The organism is Pelagibacterium luteolum, assembly GCF_900100665.1.
Classification (GTDB): domain Bacteria; phylum Pseudomonadota; class Alphaproteobacteria; order Rhizobiales; family Devosiaceae; genus Pelagibacterium; species Pelagibacterium luteolum.
In genome coordinates this window covers 1-17,100 of the sequence record NZ_FNCS01000032.1, presented here as the reverse complement: position 1 = coordinate 17,100, position 17,100 = coordinate 1, and the positions used below count along the sequence as shown (strand labels likewise).

Here is a 17,100-nt window from a genome sequence, read left to right as displayed (position 1 = left end):
ATCGCCGCAGTCAAGCTCGTCTTGCCATGGTCAACGTGACCAATCGTGCCGATGTTGCAGTGCGGCTTGTTACGTGCAAATTTTTCCTTGCCCATCACATATCTCCATCTTCAGACAGCCCTTGGGGCCGCTGATTAATTGTTTCCAACTAGGCGTATTTCGCCTGAACTTCGTCAGCAACCGCCTGCGGCACCTGCTCGTAATGATCGAACACCATCGTGTACTGTGCACGTCCCTGGCTCATCGAGCGCAGCGAGTTCACATAACCGAACATGTTGGCCAGCGGGACGTAGGCGTTGATCACCTGAACGACACCGCGGCTTTCCGTGCCCTGAATCTGGCCACGGCGTGAATTCAGATCGCCGATAACGTCACCCATGTAGTCTTCAGGTGTCGTCACTTCGACCTTCATGATCGGCTCGAGAAGCTTGGCTGCTGCCTTCTGCAGACCTTCACGGAATGCGGCACGACCAGCGATTTCGAACGCTAGAACCGAGGAGTCGACGTCGTGGTAAGCACCGTCAGTCAGCGTGGCCTTGACGTCCACGATCGGGAAGCCTGCGAGAATACCGGCGCCCATGACGGACTCGATACCCTTGGACACGCCCGGAATGTATTCCTTCGGAACCGAACCGCCGACGACCTTGCTCTCGAACGTGAAACCAGCACCAACTTCGTTGGGCTCGATCGTGAGCTTGACGCGAGCGAACTGGCCCGAACCACCCGACTGCTTCTTGTGCGTGTAGTCGACTTCCGCCGAACGCGTGATCGTTTCACGATACGCAACCTGCGGCTGGCCGATATTGGCCTCGACCTTGAACTCGCGCTTCATGCGATCGACGAGAATGTCGAGGTGAAGCTCGCCCATGCCCGAAATGATCGTCTGGCCGGATTCTTCGTCGGAACGAACACGGAAGGAAGGATCCTCGGCAGCAAGGCGCTGCAGGGCGAGGCCCATCTTTTCCTGGTCAGCCTTCGACTTCGGCTCGACAGCGATGTCGATCACGGGATCGGGGAAGATCATGCGTTCAAGGATAACCTGATTGGACGGCACGCAAAGCGTGTCACCAGTCGTCGTGTCCTTGAGACCAACGATCGCCACGATATCGCCAGCAAAGGCTTCAGTGATCTGCTCACGGCTGTTGGAGTGCATCTGGAACATACGGCCGACGCGCTCGCGCTTGTCCTTGACCGTGTTCTGCAGCTGCGCACCAGCTTCAAGCGTGCCCGAATAGATGCGGCAGAATGTCAGCGAACCCATGTGGGGATCGTTGGCGATCTTGAATGCCAGCATTGACAGCGGCTCGGAATCGTCAGCATGACGCTCGATCGGCTCTTCGGTCTTGGCATCGATACCCTTGATGGCCGGAATATCGTCCGGAGCCGGCAGGTAGTCGACGACAGCGTCGAGGAGCGGCTGAACGCCCTTGTTCTTGAAGGCCGAACCACACAGGACGCCAAAGAACTGAACGTCGCAAATGCCCTTGCGGAGCATCTTGCGGATCGCTTCATTGTCCGGCATTTCGCCTTCGAGATAAGCTTCCATCGCAGCTTCGTCCATTTCGACGGCAGCTTCGATGAGCTTTTCACGGTACTCTTCGGCACGGTCTTTAAGATCGGCTGGGATATCGACGATGTCCCACTTCGCGCCGAGCTCTTCACCGTCCCAAACGTAAGCCTTCATCTCGATCAGATCGACGACGCCGGCAAACTCGTTTTCAGCGCCGATCGGCAGCTGGAGAACGACAGCCTTGGCACCAAGACGGGTCCCGACCATTTCGACCGAACGGTAGAAATCGGCACCGATCTTATCCATCTTATTGACGAAGATCAGACGCGGAACGTGGTACTTGTCAGCCTGGCGCCAGACCGTTTCAGTCTGAGGCTCAACACCGGCGTTGGCGTCGAGAAGAGCTACAGCACCGTCGAGCACGCGGAGCGAACGCTCAACTTCGATGGTGAAGTCAACGTGGCCCGGGGTATCGATGATGTTGAAGCGGCGCTTCTTGCCGTCGCGACCCTGCCAGAACGTTGTCGTAGCAGCGGACGTGATGGTGATGCCGCGTTCCTGCTCCTGCTCCATCCAGTCCATGGTGGCAGCGCCGTCATGGACTTCACCGATCTTGTGCGACTTGCCGGTGTAGAACAGAATACGTTCAGTGGTCGTAGTCTTGCCAGCATCGATGTGAGCCATGATGCCGAAATTACGGTAGTCTTCGAGTTTGTATTCGCGGGCCATGCTCGTCTCTCCTTACCAGCGGTAGTGCGAGAATGCACGGTTGGCGTCAGCCATGCGGTGTGTGTCTTCACGCTTCTTGACGGCCTGGCCACGTCCATTCGACGCATCCAGAAGCTCGCCAGAAAGACGACCGACCATGGTCTGCTCACCGCGCTTACGGGCAGCATCGATCAGCCAGCGAATGGCCAGAGCCTGCTGACGCTCGGTGCGGACTTCGACAGGCACCTGATAGGTAGCACCACCGACGCGACGCGAACGGACTTCAACGGCCGGACGAATGTTTTCCAGCGCGCCATGAAAGACCTGAATGGGGTCCTGCTTGGTGCGATCTTCGATAACTTCGAACGCGCCATAGACGATGCCCTCGGCGGCAGACTTCTTGCCATCCTTCATGAGCGAATTCATAAATTTGGAGACAACCAGATCACCAAACTTGGGATCGGGGTTGATCTCACGCTTTTCTGCACGATGCCGACGGGACATTGTTCACAGATCTCCTTATTTCGGCCGCTTGGCGCCGTATTTCGAACGACGTTGCTTGCGATCCTTGACGGACTGGGTATCCAGCACACCGCGCAGCACGTGATAGCGAACACCCGGAAGGTCACGCACACGACCACCACGGATCAGCACAACCGAGTGCTCCTGGAGGTTGTGACCTTCGCCGGGGATATAAGTAATGACTTCACGCTGGTTGACCAGGCGCACCTTGGCAACACGACGCAGAGCCGAGTTCGGCTTCTTCGGGGTCGTCGTATAGACGCGAGTACACACACCACGCTTTTGCGGGTTGGCCTCCATCGCCGGCACCTTGTTCCGCTTCGGCTTAGGCTGCCGGGGCTTGCGGATCAGCTGATTAATGGTCGGCATATCGCTCGAACCCTCTTTTCATCCGTACAAACAAAAACCTAGTTGGACATAACAAGCGAGCGGCGCCCGCACACGTTTCCGATTAGGAAGCGGCGGCGCCAAGAATGCAGAGGATCACCTCCGAACCGGAAGCAATCATGCGCCCAAGACTTGTTTCGTCTAACTACCCGACAGTGTGTTTGACCGGCTTGAATGCGTCGCTTTGGGCGCTTCGCATTCGGTGCCTGATCACGACCGACCGCTTAGGTAGGGCGGGTATTACTGGGTTGATTCAGAATCGTCAAGGCTTTCCGGGAAAAAACCCGCTTTGAGCAGCAATCCCCTGCCCTGCACTCACTGCATGACGCCATATGGGGCGCAATCGACCCTCATCAGGGCCCAAATAGCCTTTTACCTAAAAGAAAAGGGGCCCGAAGGCCCCTTTCCCAAGTTTGAAATGTCGTCCGATTACTCGGCAGGCGAGTCGGGGACCGCAGACATGGATTCGGGTGCGGGAATCGCAACCGTTTCCGCCTGGCGGCGACGCTCGTCGAGGATGAGGTCGTCGCGCTTGGTGGCAACCTGGCGAACGCTGGTGATGCGTGCACCCGTGCCGGCCGGGATAAGACGGCCCACGATGACGTTTTCCTTGAGACCTTCGAGAAGATCCGCCTTGCCCGACACTGCAGCTTCCGTAAGCACCCGTGTCGTTTCCTGGAAGGACGCGGCCGAGACGAATGAACGGGTCTGCAGCGAAGCCTTCGTGATGCCGAGCAGGACCGGAACGGCCACTGCAGGCTTCTTGCCATCGGCAACGAGCTGTTCGTTGAGTTCGTCCAGGTCGATCCGGTCGATCTGCTCGTCCTTGAGCAGGCCGGACTCGCCAGGCTCGGTGATCTCGACCTTCTGCAGCATCTGGCGAACGATCACCTCGATGTGCTTGTCGTTGATCAACACGCCCTGCAGGCGATAGACCTCCTGGATTTCATTCACGAGGTAGCGTGCCAGCTCCTCGACGCCCTTGATCGCAAGGATGTCGTGCGGTGCGGGGTTGCCGTCGAGAATGTACTCACCCTTCTCGATCGGATCACCTTCCTGCAGATGGAAGGGCTTGCCTTTCGGAATGAGGTACTCGACCGGCTCCAGGCTCTCGTCGCTCGGCTCGATGATGATGCGGCGCTTGTTCTTGTAATCGCGACCGAAGCGGATCGTGCCATCGAGTTCGGCAATGATCGCGTGATCCTTCGGACGACGAGCTTCGAACAGTTCGGCCACACGCGGCAGACCACCGGTGATGTCCTTGGTCTTGGCGCTTTCGAGCGGGATACGTGCCAAGACGTCGCCCTGGGAGACGCGGAGACCTGGCTCGACCGCGATGACCGCATCCACACTGAGTAGATAGCGAGCATCGGTGCCGCGTTCGGTCTTGAACGCCTGCCCCTTGGAGCCGACAGCAATGGCGGGCTTGAGCCCATCACCGCGCTGGCTCGTTCGCCAGTCGATAACGAGACGCTTGGTAAAGCCTGTCGTTTCGTCGGTCTGCTCGGAGACCGAAGCGCCATCGACCAGATCTTCGAACAGAACCTCGCCTTCGACTTCGGTGAGGATCGGACGGGTGTACGGATCCCACTCTGCGATACGCTGACCACGCTTGACCTGGTCGCCCTCATTGACGCGGAGGCGCGAGCCATAGCCGAGCTTGTGAACAGAGCGTTCCTTGCCCTCGGCATCCACGATCACGATCGAAACGTTACGGCCCATGACAACGACATGCTTGTCGGAATTGGTCGCAATGTTCTTGTTGCGGAAGGTGATCTTACCTTCTGCACCGGCTTCGAGATACGAGTTGTCGACCACCTGAGCCGTACCACCGATGTGGAACGTACGCATGGTGAGCTGAGTACCCGGCTCACCGATGGACTGAGCGGCGATAACGCCGACAGCTTCACCCATGTTGACCGGCGTACCGCGTGCAAGGTCGCGACCGTAACAGATCGCGCAGCAGCCCTGGCGAACATCGCAGGTCAGCGGCGAGCGAATGCGAACCGACTGAACCTTGGCGTTCTCGACCTTCTCGACGTCAGCTTCGTCCATCAGCGTGCCCTTGGCGACGAGAACATCGTCGGTGCCGGGCAGGTAAATGTCGTCAGCAGCGACACGGCCAAGAATACGCTGGCCGAGGGTGGCAACGATCTGGCCGGAGTCGATGATCGGCTCCATGGTCAGGCCACGCTCGGTGCCGCAATCGTCTTCGGTGATGATCGCGTCCTGCGCAACGTCGACGAGACGACGCGTCAGGTAACCCGAGTTCGCCGTCTTGAGCGCCGTATCGGCCAGACCCTTACGGGCACCGTGGGTCGAGTTGAAGTACTCGAGAACGGTGAGGCCTTCCTTGAAGTTCGAGATCACCGGCGTCTCGATGATTTCGCCGGAGGGCTTGGCCATGAGACCGCGCATACCAGCGAGCTGCTTCATCTGGGCGACCGAACCACGGGCGCCAGAGTGGCTCATCATATAGACCGAGTTGATCTGCTTGGAGCGACCGTTGGCGTCCTTTTCGGCAGCCGAGATGCGCTTCATCATTTCGTCGGCAACCTTGTCACCGCACTTGGCCCACGCATCGACGACCTTGTTGTACTTCTCACCATGGGTGATCAGGCCGTCATTGTACTGCTGCTCGAACTCCTCGACCTGCTTGCGGGTATCGCCCACAATCTTGGCCTTGGTGTCGGGAATGACCATGTCGTCCTTGCCGAACGAGATGCCGGCGCGGCAGGCCTGCTTGAAGCCCAGATCCATGACGCGGTCACAGAAGATCACAGTCTCCTTCTGGCCGCAGGCACGGTAAACCGTGTCGATGACCTTGGAGATGTTCTTCTTGGTCATGAGCTGGTTGACGACTTCATAGGGAACCGTCTTTGGCAGGATTTGCCCCAGCATCATGCGGCCGGGTGTGGTTTCGACGATCGAGGTGACGGTGTTGCCGTCAGCATCGACCGACTTCACGCGGCCCTTGATCTTGGTGTGGAGCGTAACCGACTTGTTCTCCAGCGCATGCTCGAGCTCGGACATGGACGCGAACGCCATGCCTTCGCCGGGCTCGCCCTCGGCCATGATCGATACATAGTACAGGCCCAGGACGATATCCTGAGACGGCACGATGATCGGCTGACCGTTGGCGGGGTGCAGGATGTTGTTGGTCGACATCATCAGGACGCGCGCTTCGAGCTGAGCTTCAAGGCTCAGCGGGACATGCACGGCCATCTGATCGCCGTCAAAGTCGGCGTTGAAAGCGGCGCATACCAGCGGGTGAAGCTGGATGGCCTTGCCTTCGATCAGCATCGGCTCGAAGGCCTGAATGCCAAGACGGTGAAGCGTCGGGGCGCGGTTCAAGAGAACCGGGTGCTCACGGATCACTTCGTCAAGGATATCCCAGACTTCGGGCTTTTCCTTTTCGACAAGCTTTTTCGCCTGCTTGACGGTCGAGCTCAAACCCTTCGCGTCGAGACGCGAATAAATGAAGGGCTTGAAGAGCTCGAGCGCCATCTTCTTGGGCAGGCCGCACTGGTGCAGCTTGAGCTCTGGACCGACGGTGATGACCGAACGACCCGAATAGTCGACGCGCTTGCCGAGCAGGTTCTGGCGGAACCGGCCCTGCTTGCCCTTGAGCATATCGGACAGCGACTTCAGCGGACGCTTGTTGGCACCGGTGATGGTGCGGCCACGACGGCCGTTGTCGAACAGCGCATCGACAGCTTCCTGCAGCATGCGCTTTTCGTTCCGGATGATGATGTCCGGAGCCCGCAGCTCGATCAGGCGCTTCAAGCGGTTGTTACGGTTGATCACGCGGCGATAGAGATCGTTCAGATCCGATGTCGCGAACCGGCCACCATCGAGCGGCACCAGCGGGCGCAGTTCGGGCGGAATGACCGGAATGACCGTCATGATCATCCATTCGGGCTTATTACCCGAAACGATGAACTGCTCGACGATCTTGAGGCGCTTAGCCAGCTTCTTTGGCTTGAGCTCAGTGGTCGACTCGGCAATCTCGACACGCAAATCGGCGGCAAGCTTCTCGAGGTCGAGTGCGGCCAGCATCTCGCGCACGGCTTCAGCGCCGATCATGGCGGTGAAGGCGTCAGGACCATAATTGTCCTGCGCGTCGAGATACTCTTCTTCCGTGACCAGCTGATGCTGGGCAAACGGGGTCAGGCCCGGCTCAATGACGACGTAGTTCTCGAAGTAGAGAATGCGTTCGACGTCTTTCAGGGTCATGTCGAGCAGCTGCGAAATGCGGCTCGGCAGGGACTTCAGGAACCAGATATGCGCAACGGGCGCTGCGAGTTCGATGTGGCCCATGCGCTCGCGACGAACGCGCGACAGGGTAACTTCCACGCCGCACTTTTCACAGATGACGCCCTTGAACTTCATGCGCTTGTACTTGCCGCACAGGCATTCGTAATCCTTGGTCGGGCCAAAGATACGCGCGCAGAACAGGCCGTCACGCTCGGGCTTGAACGTACGGTAGTTGATGGTCTCGGGCTTCTTGATCTCGCCGAAAGACCACGACAGGATCTTTTCCGGGCTCGCGATATTGATCTTGATCTGATCGAAAGTCGGCGCTGCCGCCTGCGAGTTGAACGGATCCATGACGTGTTGATGATGATTCATCGTGTGTCTCCTTGGTGCCCGGACGGAGCGGCAAAAATCTTGCGCTCCCCCCTATTGGGCCAAAAGCATCGGTTCAGTGGGAAGCGGCGGATTATTCCGCCGCGTCCGCAGGAGGCGCGAGTTCGGGATCACCGCTCACATCGTCGTTGTCGGCGTCAAAGTCGGTCAATTCGACATTGAGGCCGAGCGACCGGATTTCCTTGACGAGAACGTTAAAGCTCTCGGGGATACCCGCTTCGAATGTGTCGTCGCCACGAACGATCGCTTCATAGACCTTGGTACGGCCAGCCACGTCGTCCGACTTGACGGTGAGCATTTCCTGCAAGGTGTATGCCGCACCGTAAGCCTCGAGTGCCCAGACCTCCATTTCACCGAAGCGCTGGCCACCGAACTGGGCCTTACCACCAAGCGGCTGCTGGGTAACAAGGCTGTATGGGCCGATCGAACGGGCGTGGATTTTGTCGTCCACAAGGTGGTGCAGCTTGAGCATGTAGATGTAGCCCACTGTCACCTTGCGATCGAACTCCTCGCCAGTACGACCGTCGAACAATGTCGACTGACCCGAACCATCGAGCCCTGCCCTTTCGAGCATCTCCACGATGTCGGCTTCCTTGGCGCCGTCGAACACCGGAGTGGCGATCGAAACACCCTTGGAAATCTGATGACCGAGGCGAACCATGCCATCATCGTCCAGATCCGCAACGTAGTCATCGCCTTCATAGAGGGCGGAGATTTCCTTGCGGAGCGGCGTGACGTCCTTGGCTTCGCGATAGGCCTTCATCATGTCGTCGATCTTGCGACCCATGCCGCGAGCGGCCCAACCCAGATGGGTTTCAAGGATCTGCCCGACGTTCATGCGCGAGGGCACGCCGAGGGGGTTCAGAACGATGTCGACATGCGTTCCGTCTTCGAGGAACGGCATATCTTCGACCGGCATGATGCGGGAAACCACACCCTTGTTGCCGTGACGGCCAGCCATCTTGTCGCCCGACTGGATCTTGCGCTTGGTCGCAACGAAGACCTTGACCATCTTCATCACGCCTGGCGGAAGCTCGTCGCCACGCTGAAGCTTGTCGACCTTGTCGATGAAGCGCTGCTCGAGCAGACGACGGCTCTCGTCATACTGGCCCTGCAGAGATTCGATCTCGCTCATCAGCTTGTCGTCTTCGACGGCGAACTGCCACCACTTGGACCGGGCATGCCCGTCAAAGATGGAATCGTTGAGCTTGGTGCCTGCCACATAGCCCTTGGGACCGGTGGTTGCGGCCTTGCCGAACAGCATCTCTTTCAGACGCGCATAGACGTTACGGTCGAGGATCGACTGTTCGTCGTCACGGTCCTTGGCGAGGCGTTCGATTTCTTCGCGCTCGATGGCCATCGCGCGCTCGTCCTTGTCGATACCATGACGGTTAAAGACACGGACTTCCACGACGATACCACCGTCCCCAGGAGGGACACGCAGCGATGTATCGCGAACGTCGGAGGCCTTTTCACCAAAGATGGCGCGCAGGAGCTTTTCTTCCGGCGTCATTGGGCTTTCGCCCTTTGGCGTGATCTTGCCGACAAGGATATCACCGGCCTGAACTTCGGCACCGATATGGACGATACCCGCCTCGTCGAGGTTCCGGAGCGCTTCTTCCGAAACGTTCGGGATATCGCGGGTGATTTCTTCCGGGCCGAGCTTGGTGTCACGGGCCATGACTTCATATTCCTCGATATGGATCGAGGTGAAGACGTCGTCCTTGACGATCTTTTCCGAAAGCAGGATCGAATCTTCGAAGTTGTAGCCATTCCAGGGCATGAACGCGACGAGCACGTTGCGGCCCAGAGCCAGATCGCCCAGATCGGTCGAGGGACCATCGGCGATGATGTCGCCAGCCTGAACATGATCGCCAACATTGACCAGCGGACGCTGATTGATGCAGGTCGACTGGTTCGAGCGCTGGAACTTCATCAGGTTATAGATGTCGACGCCCGACTTGGACGCATCGGTTTCCTCCGTCGCGCGGATAACGACACGTGTCGAATCCACCTGATCGACGATACCCGAACGCAGTGCGCCGATAGCGGCACCCGAGTCACGAGCCACAACCGACTCCATGCCGGTGCCCACGAACGGAGCTTCGGCACGCAGAAGCGGCACGGCCTGACGCTGCATGTTCGAGCCCATCAGTGCGCGGTTAGCGTCGTCGTTTTCGAGGAACGGGATCAGCGCCGCAGCAACAGACACAACCTGCTTGGGCGAAACGTCCATCAGGTCGACCTGTTCACGCGGCGTGAGCGAAGGCTCACCGGCATGACGGGCCACGACCAGCTCGTTTACGAACTCGCCGTCATCGCTGATGGTGGCGTTAGCCTGGGCAACGTGGTGCTTGGCCTCTTCCATCGCCGAAAGATAGACGACTTCGTCGGTGATCTTGCCGTCCACGACCTTGCGGTACGGGGTTTCGATGAACCCGTACTTGTTGACGCGGGCAAAAGTCGCCAGCGAGTTGATCAGACCGATGTTCGGGCCTTCCGGCGTCTCAATCGGGCAGATACGGCCGTAGTGGGTCACGTGCACGTCGCGGACTTCAAAGCCTGCGCGTTCGCGGGTCAGACCGCCCGGCCCAAGCGCCGATAGGCGACGCTTGTGGGTGATTTCCGACAGCGGGTTGGTCTGATCCATGAACTGGCTGAGCTGGGACGAGCCAAAGAACTCGCGAACAGCAGCGGCAGCCGGCTTGGCGTTGATCAGGTCCTGCGGCATGACCGTGTCGATTTCGACCGAGCTCATGCGCTCCTTGATGGCGCGCTCCATGCGGAGCAGACCAAGGCGATAATGGTTTTCCATCAACTCGCCGACCGAACGCACACGGCGATTGCCGAGGTTGTCGATGTCGTCGATGTCGCCCTTGCCATCGCGGAGGTCGACGAGGGTACGCACGACTTCGACAATGTCTTCCTTGCGCAGGACGCGCACGGTGTCTTCGGCCTGGATGTCGAGGCGCATGTTCATCTTGACGCGGCCAACAGCGGACAGGTCATAGCGTTCGCTGTCGAAGAACAGCGAATTGAACATGGCTTCAGCGGTTTCAATGGTGGGCGGCTCACCCGGACGCATGACGCGATAGATGTCGAACAGCGCGTCTTCACGGCTCTCGTTCTTGTCCACGGCAAGCGTGTTGCGGATGTAGGCGCCGACATTGATGTGATCGATGTCGAGGATCGGAAGGTCTGTGAAACCCTTTTCGACGAGGTTTGCCAAAACCTTCTCGTCGATCTCGTCACCAGCTTCCGCGTAGATTTCGCCGGTTTCCAGATTGACGATGTCCTGGGCCAGATACATGCCGAAGAGGTCTTCGTCGGTGACCAGCAAATGGGTCAAACCACCTTCGGTCAGCTTCTTGGCAGCGCGGGCCGTCAGGCGGGTGCCGCCTTCATGCACGACGTCGCCGGAATCGGCGTCGATCAGGTCATGGAGGGGCTTGGAGCCCTTGAGCTTTTCAGCGTCGAACGGCTTGCGCCAGCCCTTGTCGGTCTGGGTGTAGGTCTGGGTATCGTAATAGGTGGCCAGAATCTCTTCGGCGTCCAGGCCAAGAGCCTTGAGAAGGGAAGTGACCGGAATCTTGCGGCGGCGATCGATACGCGCATAGACGATATCCTTGGCGTCGAATTCGATATCGAGCCAGGACCCACGATAGGGAATGATGCGCGCGGCGAACAAAAGCTTGCCCGACGAATGGGTCTTGCCCTTGTCGTGGTCGAAGAACACGCCAGGCGAACGGTGCATCTGCGAGACGATGACGCGCTCGGTGCCGTTGACGATGAAGGTACCATTGGTCGTCATGAAGGGCATGTCGCCCATATAGACGTCCTGCTCCTTGATATCCTTCACCGAGCGGGCGCCCGTATCTTCGTCGACCTCGAACACGATAAGGCGAAGCGTGACCTTGAGCGGTGCTGCAAAGGTCATGTCGCGCTGACGGCATTCTTCGACGTCATATTTGGGCTGTTCGAATTCGTAGCGAACGAATTCGAGGCTCGCGGTGTTCGCGAAATCGGTGATCGGGAAAACCGAACGGAACACCGACTGGATGCCTTCGTCGCCACGATCGCCTTCAGGCTCATCGACCATCAGGAACTGGTCATAAGAAGCCTTCTGAACCTCGATAAGGTTCGGCATCTCCGTGACTTCACGAATTGACCCAAAGGACTTGCGCACCTTGCGGCGCCCGTTGAACGTGGTAGCCATGTACCCGTTTCCTCTCGTCTGGAATGTCTCGGAGGCAGCTGTTCAAAGAATCGACAATCAGCCGTCGGTTCTTTGAACAGGTGCCCTTTTGGACGTTATGTCTATGCAGGTGGCGCTCGATCGACCCGAAGTGGCCAGAGCCGTCAGCTCACCAGTTCCGCAACTTCCGCCCTGCCCTTCAGTCTTTTCAGGTGGCGTCCGCGCTCCGTGAAACTCTGGAGGCGGGAACGGGACGGCTCGTGAGCCGTCCCGAAATATATGCGTCTTGAAAGACGAACTACTTGAGTTCGACCTTGGCGCCGGCAGCTTCGAGCTTTGCCTTGACGTCTTCGGCTTCAGCCTTGTTGACGCCTTCCTTGACAGCCTTCGGAGCACCTTCAACGAGGTCCTTGGCTTCCTTGAGGCCCAGGCCAGTGAGAGCACGGACTTCCTTGATGACGTTGATCTTCTGGTCGCCAGCGGCGGTCAGGATAACGTCAAATTCAGTCTGCTCTTCAGCAGCAGCAGCCGGGGCAGCGCCACCAGCAGCGGCAACGGCCACGGGAGCGGCAGCGGAAACGCCCCACTTCTCTTCAAGCAACTTGGAGAGCTCGGAAGCTTCCAGGACGGTCAACGCGGACAGGTCGTCCACAAGTTTAGCAAGATCAGCCATGTGATTAGCCTTAAGTTAGGTTTCAGGTTTCAGTTTGAACCGTGGATTGGGTCGTGAACGCTTTACGCGGCAGCGCCCTTATCCGAATAAGCGGAGATAACGCGGGCGACAGAAGCGCCCGGTTCCTTGGCAAGACGTGCGATGTTTGTCGCAGGCTGGACCAGAAGGCCAGCGAGCTTGGCACGCAGTTCGTCGAGCGAAGGCAGATCGGCCAGAGCCTTGATGCCGTCGGCATCGAGAGCGGTCGAACCCATAGCGCCGCCGAGGATCACGAACTTGGAGTTCGAGTCGGCAAACTTCTTGGCGACTTTCGGCGCCGTGATGGGGTCTTCCGAATAGGCCAGGACCGTCGGACCCGTAAGGATGTCCGAGATATCCGCTGTATCGGTGTCTTTAAGAGCGAGCTTGGCAAGGCGGTTCTTTGCGACCTTCACCTGTCCACCGGCCTGCTTCATCTGCACACGCAGCTTTTCGAAGTCAGACACCGACAGACCGGTATACTGAGCGACGACGACCGCGCCCGAGCCGGCGAATGCCTGCTGGAGCGAGGATACGACCTCAGCTTTTTCCGCTCTATCCATTGCTACTCTCCACGAGTTAGGCACGACCCGAGCCGGATCGTACCCGGTGCAATTAGCCGCTCCACGATCGAAGCGGCGGTACAGCGCCTGTAAACCGATCAAAGGGGCACGCCCCAGGGACCAGTTCGGTTCAAACCAAAACGAGATGGCGGCTACGCCAATAAATCTCGGTCCGGTCATCACCCCATCTATTGGTGGCCACCGGGAGCCCCCGGCAATTAGAATGGCAAGCCGCCATCACCACACAGTCTCGGACAGGACTTTACCGGAAAGAGCTATCTGCCCTTTCCGGCATCCCGGGCGACCGGAGCCGCCCGAAACTCTACATGCTCGTCAGGTGTTAGTGGACCGACGAGGGATCGACATGGACGCCAGCGCCCATTGTCGAGGAAACGGCGACGCGCTTGACGTATGTGCCCTTGGCGCCAGCAGGCTTTGCCTTGGTCACGGCGTCGGTGAGCGCCTTGATGTTTTCGACGAGTTGAGCTTCGGTGAACGAAGCCTTGCCAACACCGGCGTGAATGATACCGGCCTTTTCGACGCGGAACTCCACGGCGCCGCCCTTGGCAGCCTTGACGGCGCCCTTGACGTCAGGGGTCACGGTGCCGACCTTGGGGTTCGGCATCAGATTGCGCGGACCAAGGATCTTACCGAGACGACCAACAAGCGGCATCATGTCCGGGGTCGCAATGCAGCGGTCGAAATTGATGTTGCCCTTCTGGATCTCCTCAGCGAGATCGTCTGCACCAACGATGTCTGCACCGGCCGCGCGGGCTTCGTCAGCCTTTGCGTCCTTGGCAAAAACAGCGACGCGAACGGTCTTGCCAGTGCCGTTGGGAAGATTGACGACACCACGGACCATCTGGTCTGCGTGGCGCGGATCGACGCCCAAATTCATGGCAACTTCGACGGTTTCGTCGAACTTGGCAGTGGCGCGTTCCTTGATCATCTTGACCGCGTCGTCGAGGCCGTAAAGCTTCTTGCGATCGATACCGTCACGGACCTGCTTGGTGCGCTTTGCGAGCTTGCTCATATCCGATTACCCTTCGACCTGGAGGCCCATGGAGCGGGCAGAGCCGACAACCATGCTCATTGCGGCTTCAACGGTGTCCGCGTTGAGGTCCTTCATCTTCTTTTCAGCGATCTCACGCACCTGCGCTTCGGTCAGCTTGCCGGCGCTGTCGTGCCCAGGCTTCTTGGAGCCGGACTTGAGGTTGATCGCCTTCTTGATGAAGTAGGTCACCGGCGGCAGCTTCATTTCGAAGGTGAAGCTCTTGTCGGCGAAAGCGGTGATCACGACCGGGATCGGAGCACCCTTTTCCATTTCCTGCGTAGCCGCATTGAAGGCCTTGCAGAATTCCATGATGTTCAGACCGCGCTGACCGAGGGCCGGGCCGATCGGGGGCGACGGGGTCGCAGAGGCCGCTGGCACCTGCAACTTGATGTAACCTGTAATCTTCTTTGCCATTATCGTTCCTTTCAATAGACCGCCAAAGCGGCCATTTGGTGACGGCGTGGTACGAGGGGTTTATCGGCGGATGGCAACCGCCGCCCTCTTCCACACATCAACTGCCTCTCGAAAGAGGCGTACCGGATCAGACCTTTTCGACCTGCCCGTATTCCAGCTCGACCGGCGTAGGCCGACCGAAAATCGAAACTTCCACCTTGAGGCGGGCGCGCTCTTCGTCGACTTCCTCGACGACACCGGAAAAGCTCGCAAACGGACCGTCCGACACACGCACATTCTCGCCAATCTCGAAGCTGACGGACGGCTTGGGACGATCGACGCCCTCCTGCACCTGCTGCAGGATACTCATCGCCTCGCTCTCCGAGATCGGCTGCGGCTTGTTGTCCGCGCCAAGGAACCCGGTGACCTTTGGGGTGTTCTTGATCAGGTGGAAGGTCTCGTCGGTGAGCTCCATCTTGACCAGAACATAACCCGGGAAAAACTTGCGCTCGGCATCGACCTTGCGGCCGCGACGAACTTCGGTGACCTTTTCAGTGGGCACCAGAACATCATCAAACAGATGATCGAGCCCGTTGGACCCCACCTTCTGCCGGATATCCTCGGCAACCTTGCGCTCGAAATTCGAATACGCCTGAACAATGTACCAACGCTTGGCCATACTGCTTTTTCGCTCCTCGTCTGCCGCTTCGCCTTAGCGAATGGACAGAATTAACCCGACAAAGAACTGGATGATCTGATCTGCGGCCAGAAAGAAGAGACTGGCAAAGATCACCATGACCAGAACCATCACGGTTGAGATCAGCGTCTCGTTGCGGGTCGGCCAAACGACTTTGGCAACTTCCGAACGCACCTGCTGAAAGAACGTAAAAGGGTTAGTCCGGGCCATATACCGCTCGATACCTGATGTTAAATCTTGGGCTTAACTGCATAAGCAATAGCCGCGCGAGTCGCTTCGCACGGCCAAGAGTGGGTTATCTAGACGCTGAGACGACCAAACGCAAGCCCGTTGGCATCTTTTTTGCCATCAGAGGAACCGCCCGCCCCGCGCGATCACCTCGATTTTGTACCCGTCGGGATCGGTGGCGAAGAAGAAGCGCGCGAAGGGTTGGCCTTTATAGGGAAAGTCCTTGAGGTCACCGACGGAAAGGCCCTCCGCCTTCATGCGCGCATGCTCTGCCTCGAGATCGTCAACGGTCACGGCCAGATGGCCATACCCATTGCCGAGATCATAGGGCGCGGTTTGATCGTAGTTTACCGTCAACTCAACCTCGAACTCGGATTCGGTCGGGTGACGGAGATAGATGAGCGCGAACCCGTCGAACTCAAGCTTGTCCTTGATTTCCAGCCCGAAGGCACGCCGATAGAAATCAACGGAGCGCTCCTCTTCGAGGACACGAATCATGGAATGGACGGGTTTGGCCACGGCGCACTCACTTTTGACGGGACTGGTATCGGATCACGTCACTACCTAAGACCGCGGCAGCCCGAATTCAACCACCCCTGCCCCGGCGCATTTACCATGATCCCAACCCTCGCGTGACAACGCGGTCGACATCCTTAAAACTTACTTAAAATATGGGAGAGACCATGCGCTGCTACCGAGATCGCGACGGCATCAACGGCCCTCTTGAAGCTCTATATTTTGCAAGGGATTGGGAACGGTTGCCGCGTGCAATGCGCGAAGCTGGCCTGTTCCAGGAAATATCCAGCGAAAACTGGGATCTCCATTCCGTAGCCAAGGCCGTGGAAACCTCGGGCTGGACTGTCCGCTTCCGCTGCCAGATGCCCCACCTGCGCGCCGTAGCAGCCGAATAAGCGTCCATCTCGGATATGTGATGGATCGGTGCATATTCCGTTCATATTCGCACGGTTAGATTCCAGATGGCCCTTATGTCAGGGCTTCTGGAGGGCGAAATGAAAACTGATCGCAATGCCCCACGCAAACTGGTTCACGCGTTCGCCGCGATAACGGGCACGCTGGTGGTAGCGGGCTATCTCGGATGGTTCTGGTACACCGTCGCGACCGCCACCGGCAGCACGGTGATCCGCGTTGCATCCTTGGCGTTCGGCATCGGCTAAACGCCGAAGATATTTTACATGTCATTGAGAGAACTGGCAGGGGCGGAGGGACTCGAACCCACGGCCCTCGGTTTTGGAGACCGATGCTCTACCAACTGAGCTACACCCCTATGCCGAGGCATGGTCTAGTCGAGTTGGTTTTGGAGTGCAAGAGGCAGTTGCCCCCATTGGGCAAAAAGAAAGGGCGACCCGAAGGCCGCCCTTAAAATGTTCAACGCTTCAAGCGAGTAAGGCTTAAGCGACGATTTTCGACACGACGCCGGCGCCGACGGTACGGCCGCCTTCGCGGATAGCGAAGCGCAGCTTTTCTTCCATCGCGATCGGAAC

Annotated in this window: 16 protein-coding genes and 1 tRNA gene; 2 read left to right on the top strand and 15 right to left on the bottom strand. The window is 58.4% G+C overall.

From position 1 onward, the window contains the following. From BLR31_RS21490 to BLR31_RS20710, 13 genes are all read right to left on the bottom strand, one after another. Nucleotides 1–95, bottom strand: a 95-nt coding sequence (locus tag BLR31_RS21490; RefSeq protein ID WP_244505179.1) for a GTP-binding protein, incomplete at its 3' end; no start/stop codon positions are given. A 53-nt stretch (nucleotides 96–148) separates the two neighbouring features. Further along, nucleotides 149–2,239, bottom strand: a complete 2,091-nt coding sequence (fusA, locus tag BLR31_RS20765; protein ID WP_090600326.1) for an elongation factor G — start codon at nucleotides 2,237–2,239, stop codon at nucleotides 149–151. A gap of 12 nt (nucleotides 2,240–2,251) precedes the next feature. Further along, on the bottom strand, nucleotides 2,252–2,722 hold the full coding sequence (gene rpsG, locus BLR31_RS20760; RefSeq protein WP_090600322.1) for a 30S ribosomal protein S7: 471 nt from the start codon (nucleotides 2,720–2,722) through the stop codon (nucleotides 2,252–2,254). Nucleotides 2,723–2,737: 15 nt separating this feature from the next. Then, nucleotides 2,738–3,109, bottom strand: a complete 372-nt coding sequence (gene rpsL / locus BLR31_RS20755) for a 30S ribosomal protein S12 (protein ID WP_090600318.1) — start codon at nucleotides 3,107–3,109, stop codon at nucleotides 2,738–2,740. A gap of 447 nt (nucleotides 3,110–3,556) precedes the next feature. Further along, nucleotides 3,557–7,759 carry a DNA-directed RNA polymerase subunit beta' gene (gene rpoC, locus BLR31_RS20750; protein ID WP_090600314.1) on the bottom strand — a complete coding sequence of 1,401 codons (4,203 nt, stop codon included), beginning with the start codon at nucleotides 7,757–7,759 and terminating at the stop codon, nucleotides 3,557–3,559. Nucleotides 7,760–7,850: 91 nt separating this feature from the next. After that, a complete protein-coding gene (gene rpoB / locus BLR31_RS20745; RefSeq protein ID WP_090600311.1) occupies nucleotides 7,851–11,993 on the bottom strand; it encodes a DNA-directed RNA polymerase subunit beta in 4,143 nt (1,380 codons plus the stop codon). Nucleotides 11,994–12,270: 277 nt separating this feature from the next. Beyond that, nucleotides 12,271–12,645: a 50S ribosomal protein L7/L12 gene (gene rplL / locus BLR31_RS20740; RefSeq protein ID WP_090600307.1), complete on the bottom strand. Its 375-nt coding sequence runs from the start codon at nucleotides 12,643–12,645 to the stop codon at nucleotides 12,271–12,273. Between the two features lie 62 nt (nucleotides 12,646–12,707). Beyond that, the gene (gene rplJ, locus BLR31_RS20735) at nucleotides 12,708–13,226 is read right to left on the bottom strand and encodes a 50S ribosomal protein L10 (protein WP_090600304.1); all 519 of its coding nucleotides are present in this window, start codon (nucleotides 13,224–13,226) and stop codon (nucleotides 12,708–12,710) included. A gap of 340 nt (nucleotides 13,227–13,566) precedes the next feature. Further along, nucleotides 13,567–14,259, bottom strand: a complete 693-nt coding sequence (rplA, locus tag BLR31_RS20730; RefSeq protein WP_090600301.1) for a 50S ribosomal protein L1 — start codon at nucleotides 14,257–14,259, stop codon at nucleotides 13,567–13,569. A gap of 6 nt (nucleotides 14,260–14,265) precedes the next feature. After that, entirely contained in the window at nucleotides 14,266–14,694 is a 429-nt protein-coding gene (gene rplK / locus BLR31_RS20725) for a 50S ribosomal protein L11 (RefSeq protein ID WP_090600297.1), read from the bottom strand. 127 nt (nucleotides 14,695–14,821) lie between these two features. Further along, on the bottom strand, nucleotides 14,822–15,352 hold the full coding sequence (gene nusG, locus BLR31_RS20720; RefSeq protein WP_090600294.1) for a transcription termination/antitermination protein NusG: 531 nt from the start codon (nucleotides 15,350–15,352) through the stop codon (nucleotides 14,822–14,824). Nucleotides 15,353–15,385: 33 nt separating this feature from the next. Further along, nucleotides 15,386–15,580 carry a preprotein translocase subunit SecE gene (gene secE, locus BLR31_RS20715; protein ID WP_090600291.1) on the bottom strand — a complete coding sequence of 65 codons (195 nt, stop codon included), beginning with the start codon at nucleotides 15,578–15,580 and terminating at the stop codon, nucleotides 15,386–15,388. Between the two features lie 138 nt (nucleotides 15,581–15,718). Further along, nucleotides 15,719–16,117, bottom strand: a complete 399-nt coding sequence (locus BLR31_RS20710) for a VOC family protein (protein ID WP_090600287.1) — start codon at nucleotides 16,115–16,117, stop codon at nucleotides 15,719–15,721. A gap of 164 nt (nucleotides 16,118–16,281) precedes the next feature. Here BLR31_RS20710 and BLR31_RS21485 point away from each other — a divergent pair, with 164 nt between their 5' ends. Both BLR31_RS21485 and BLR31_RS21885 read left to right on the top strand, forming a co-directional pair. After that, nucleotides 16,282–16,509 carry a hypothetical protein gene (locus BLR31_RS21485; protein WP_143009484.1) on the top strand — a complete coding sequence of 76 codons (228 nt, stop codon included), beginning with the start codon at nucleotides 16,282–16,284 and terminating at the stop codon, nucleotides 16,507–16,509. 99 nt (nucleotides 16,510–16,608) lie between these two features. Then, a complete protein-coding gene (locus BLR31_RS21885; protein WP_176762796.1) occupies nucleotides 16,609–16,773 on the top strand; it encodes a hypothetical protein in 165 nt (54 codons plus the stop codon). 34 nt (nucleotides 16,774–16,807) lie between these two features. Here BLR31_RS21885 and BLR31_RS20700 read toward each other — a convergent pair. Together BLR31_RS20700 and BLR31_RS20695 are read right to left on the bottom strand one after the other, a co-directional pair. Then, nucleotides 16,808–16,883, bottom strand: a tRNA-Trp gene (locus tag BLR31_RS20700). Nucleotides 16,884–17,007: 124 nt separating this feature from the next. Continuing rightward, on the bottom strand, nucleotides 17,008–17,100 hold a 93-nt coding region (locus BLR31_RS20695; protein ID WP_090597277.1), incomplete at its 5' end, for an EF-Tu C-terminal domain-related protein.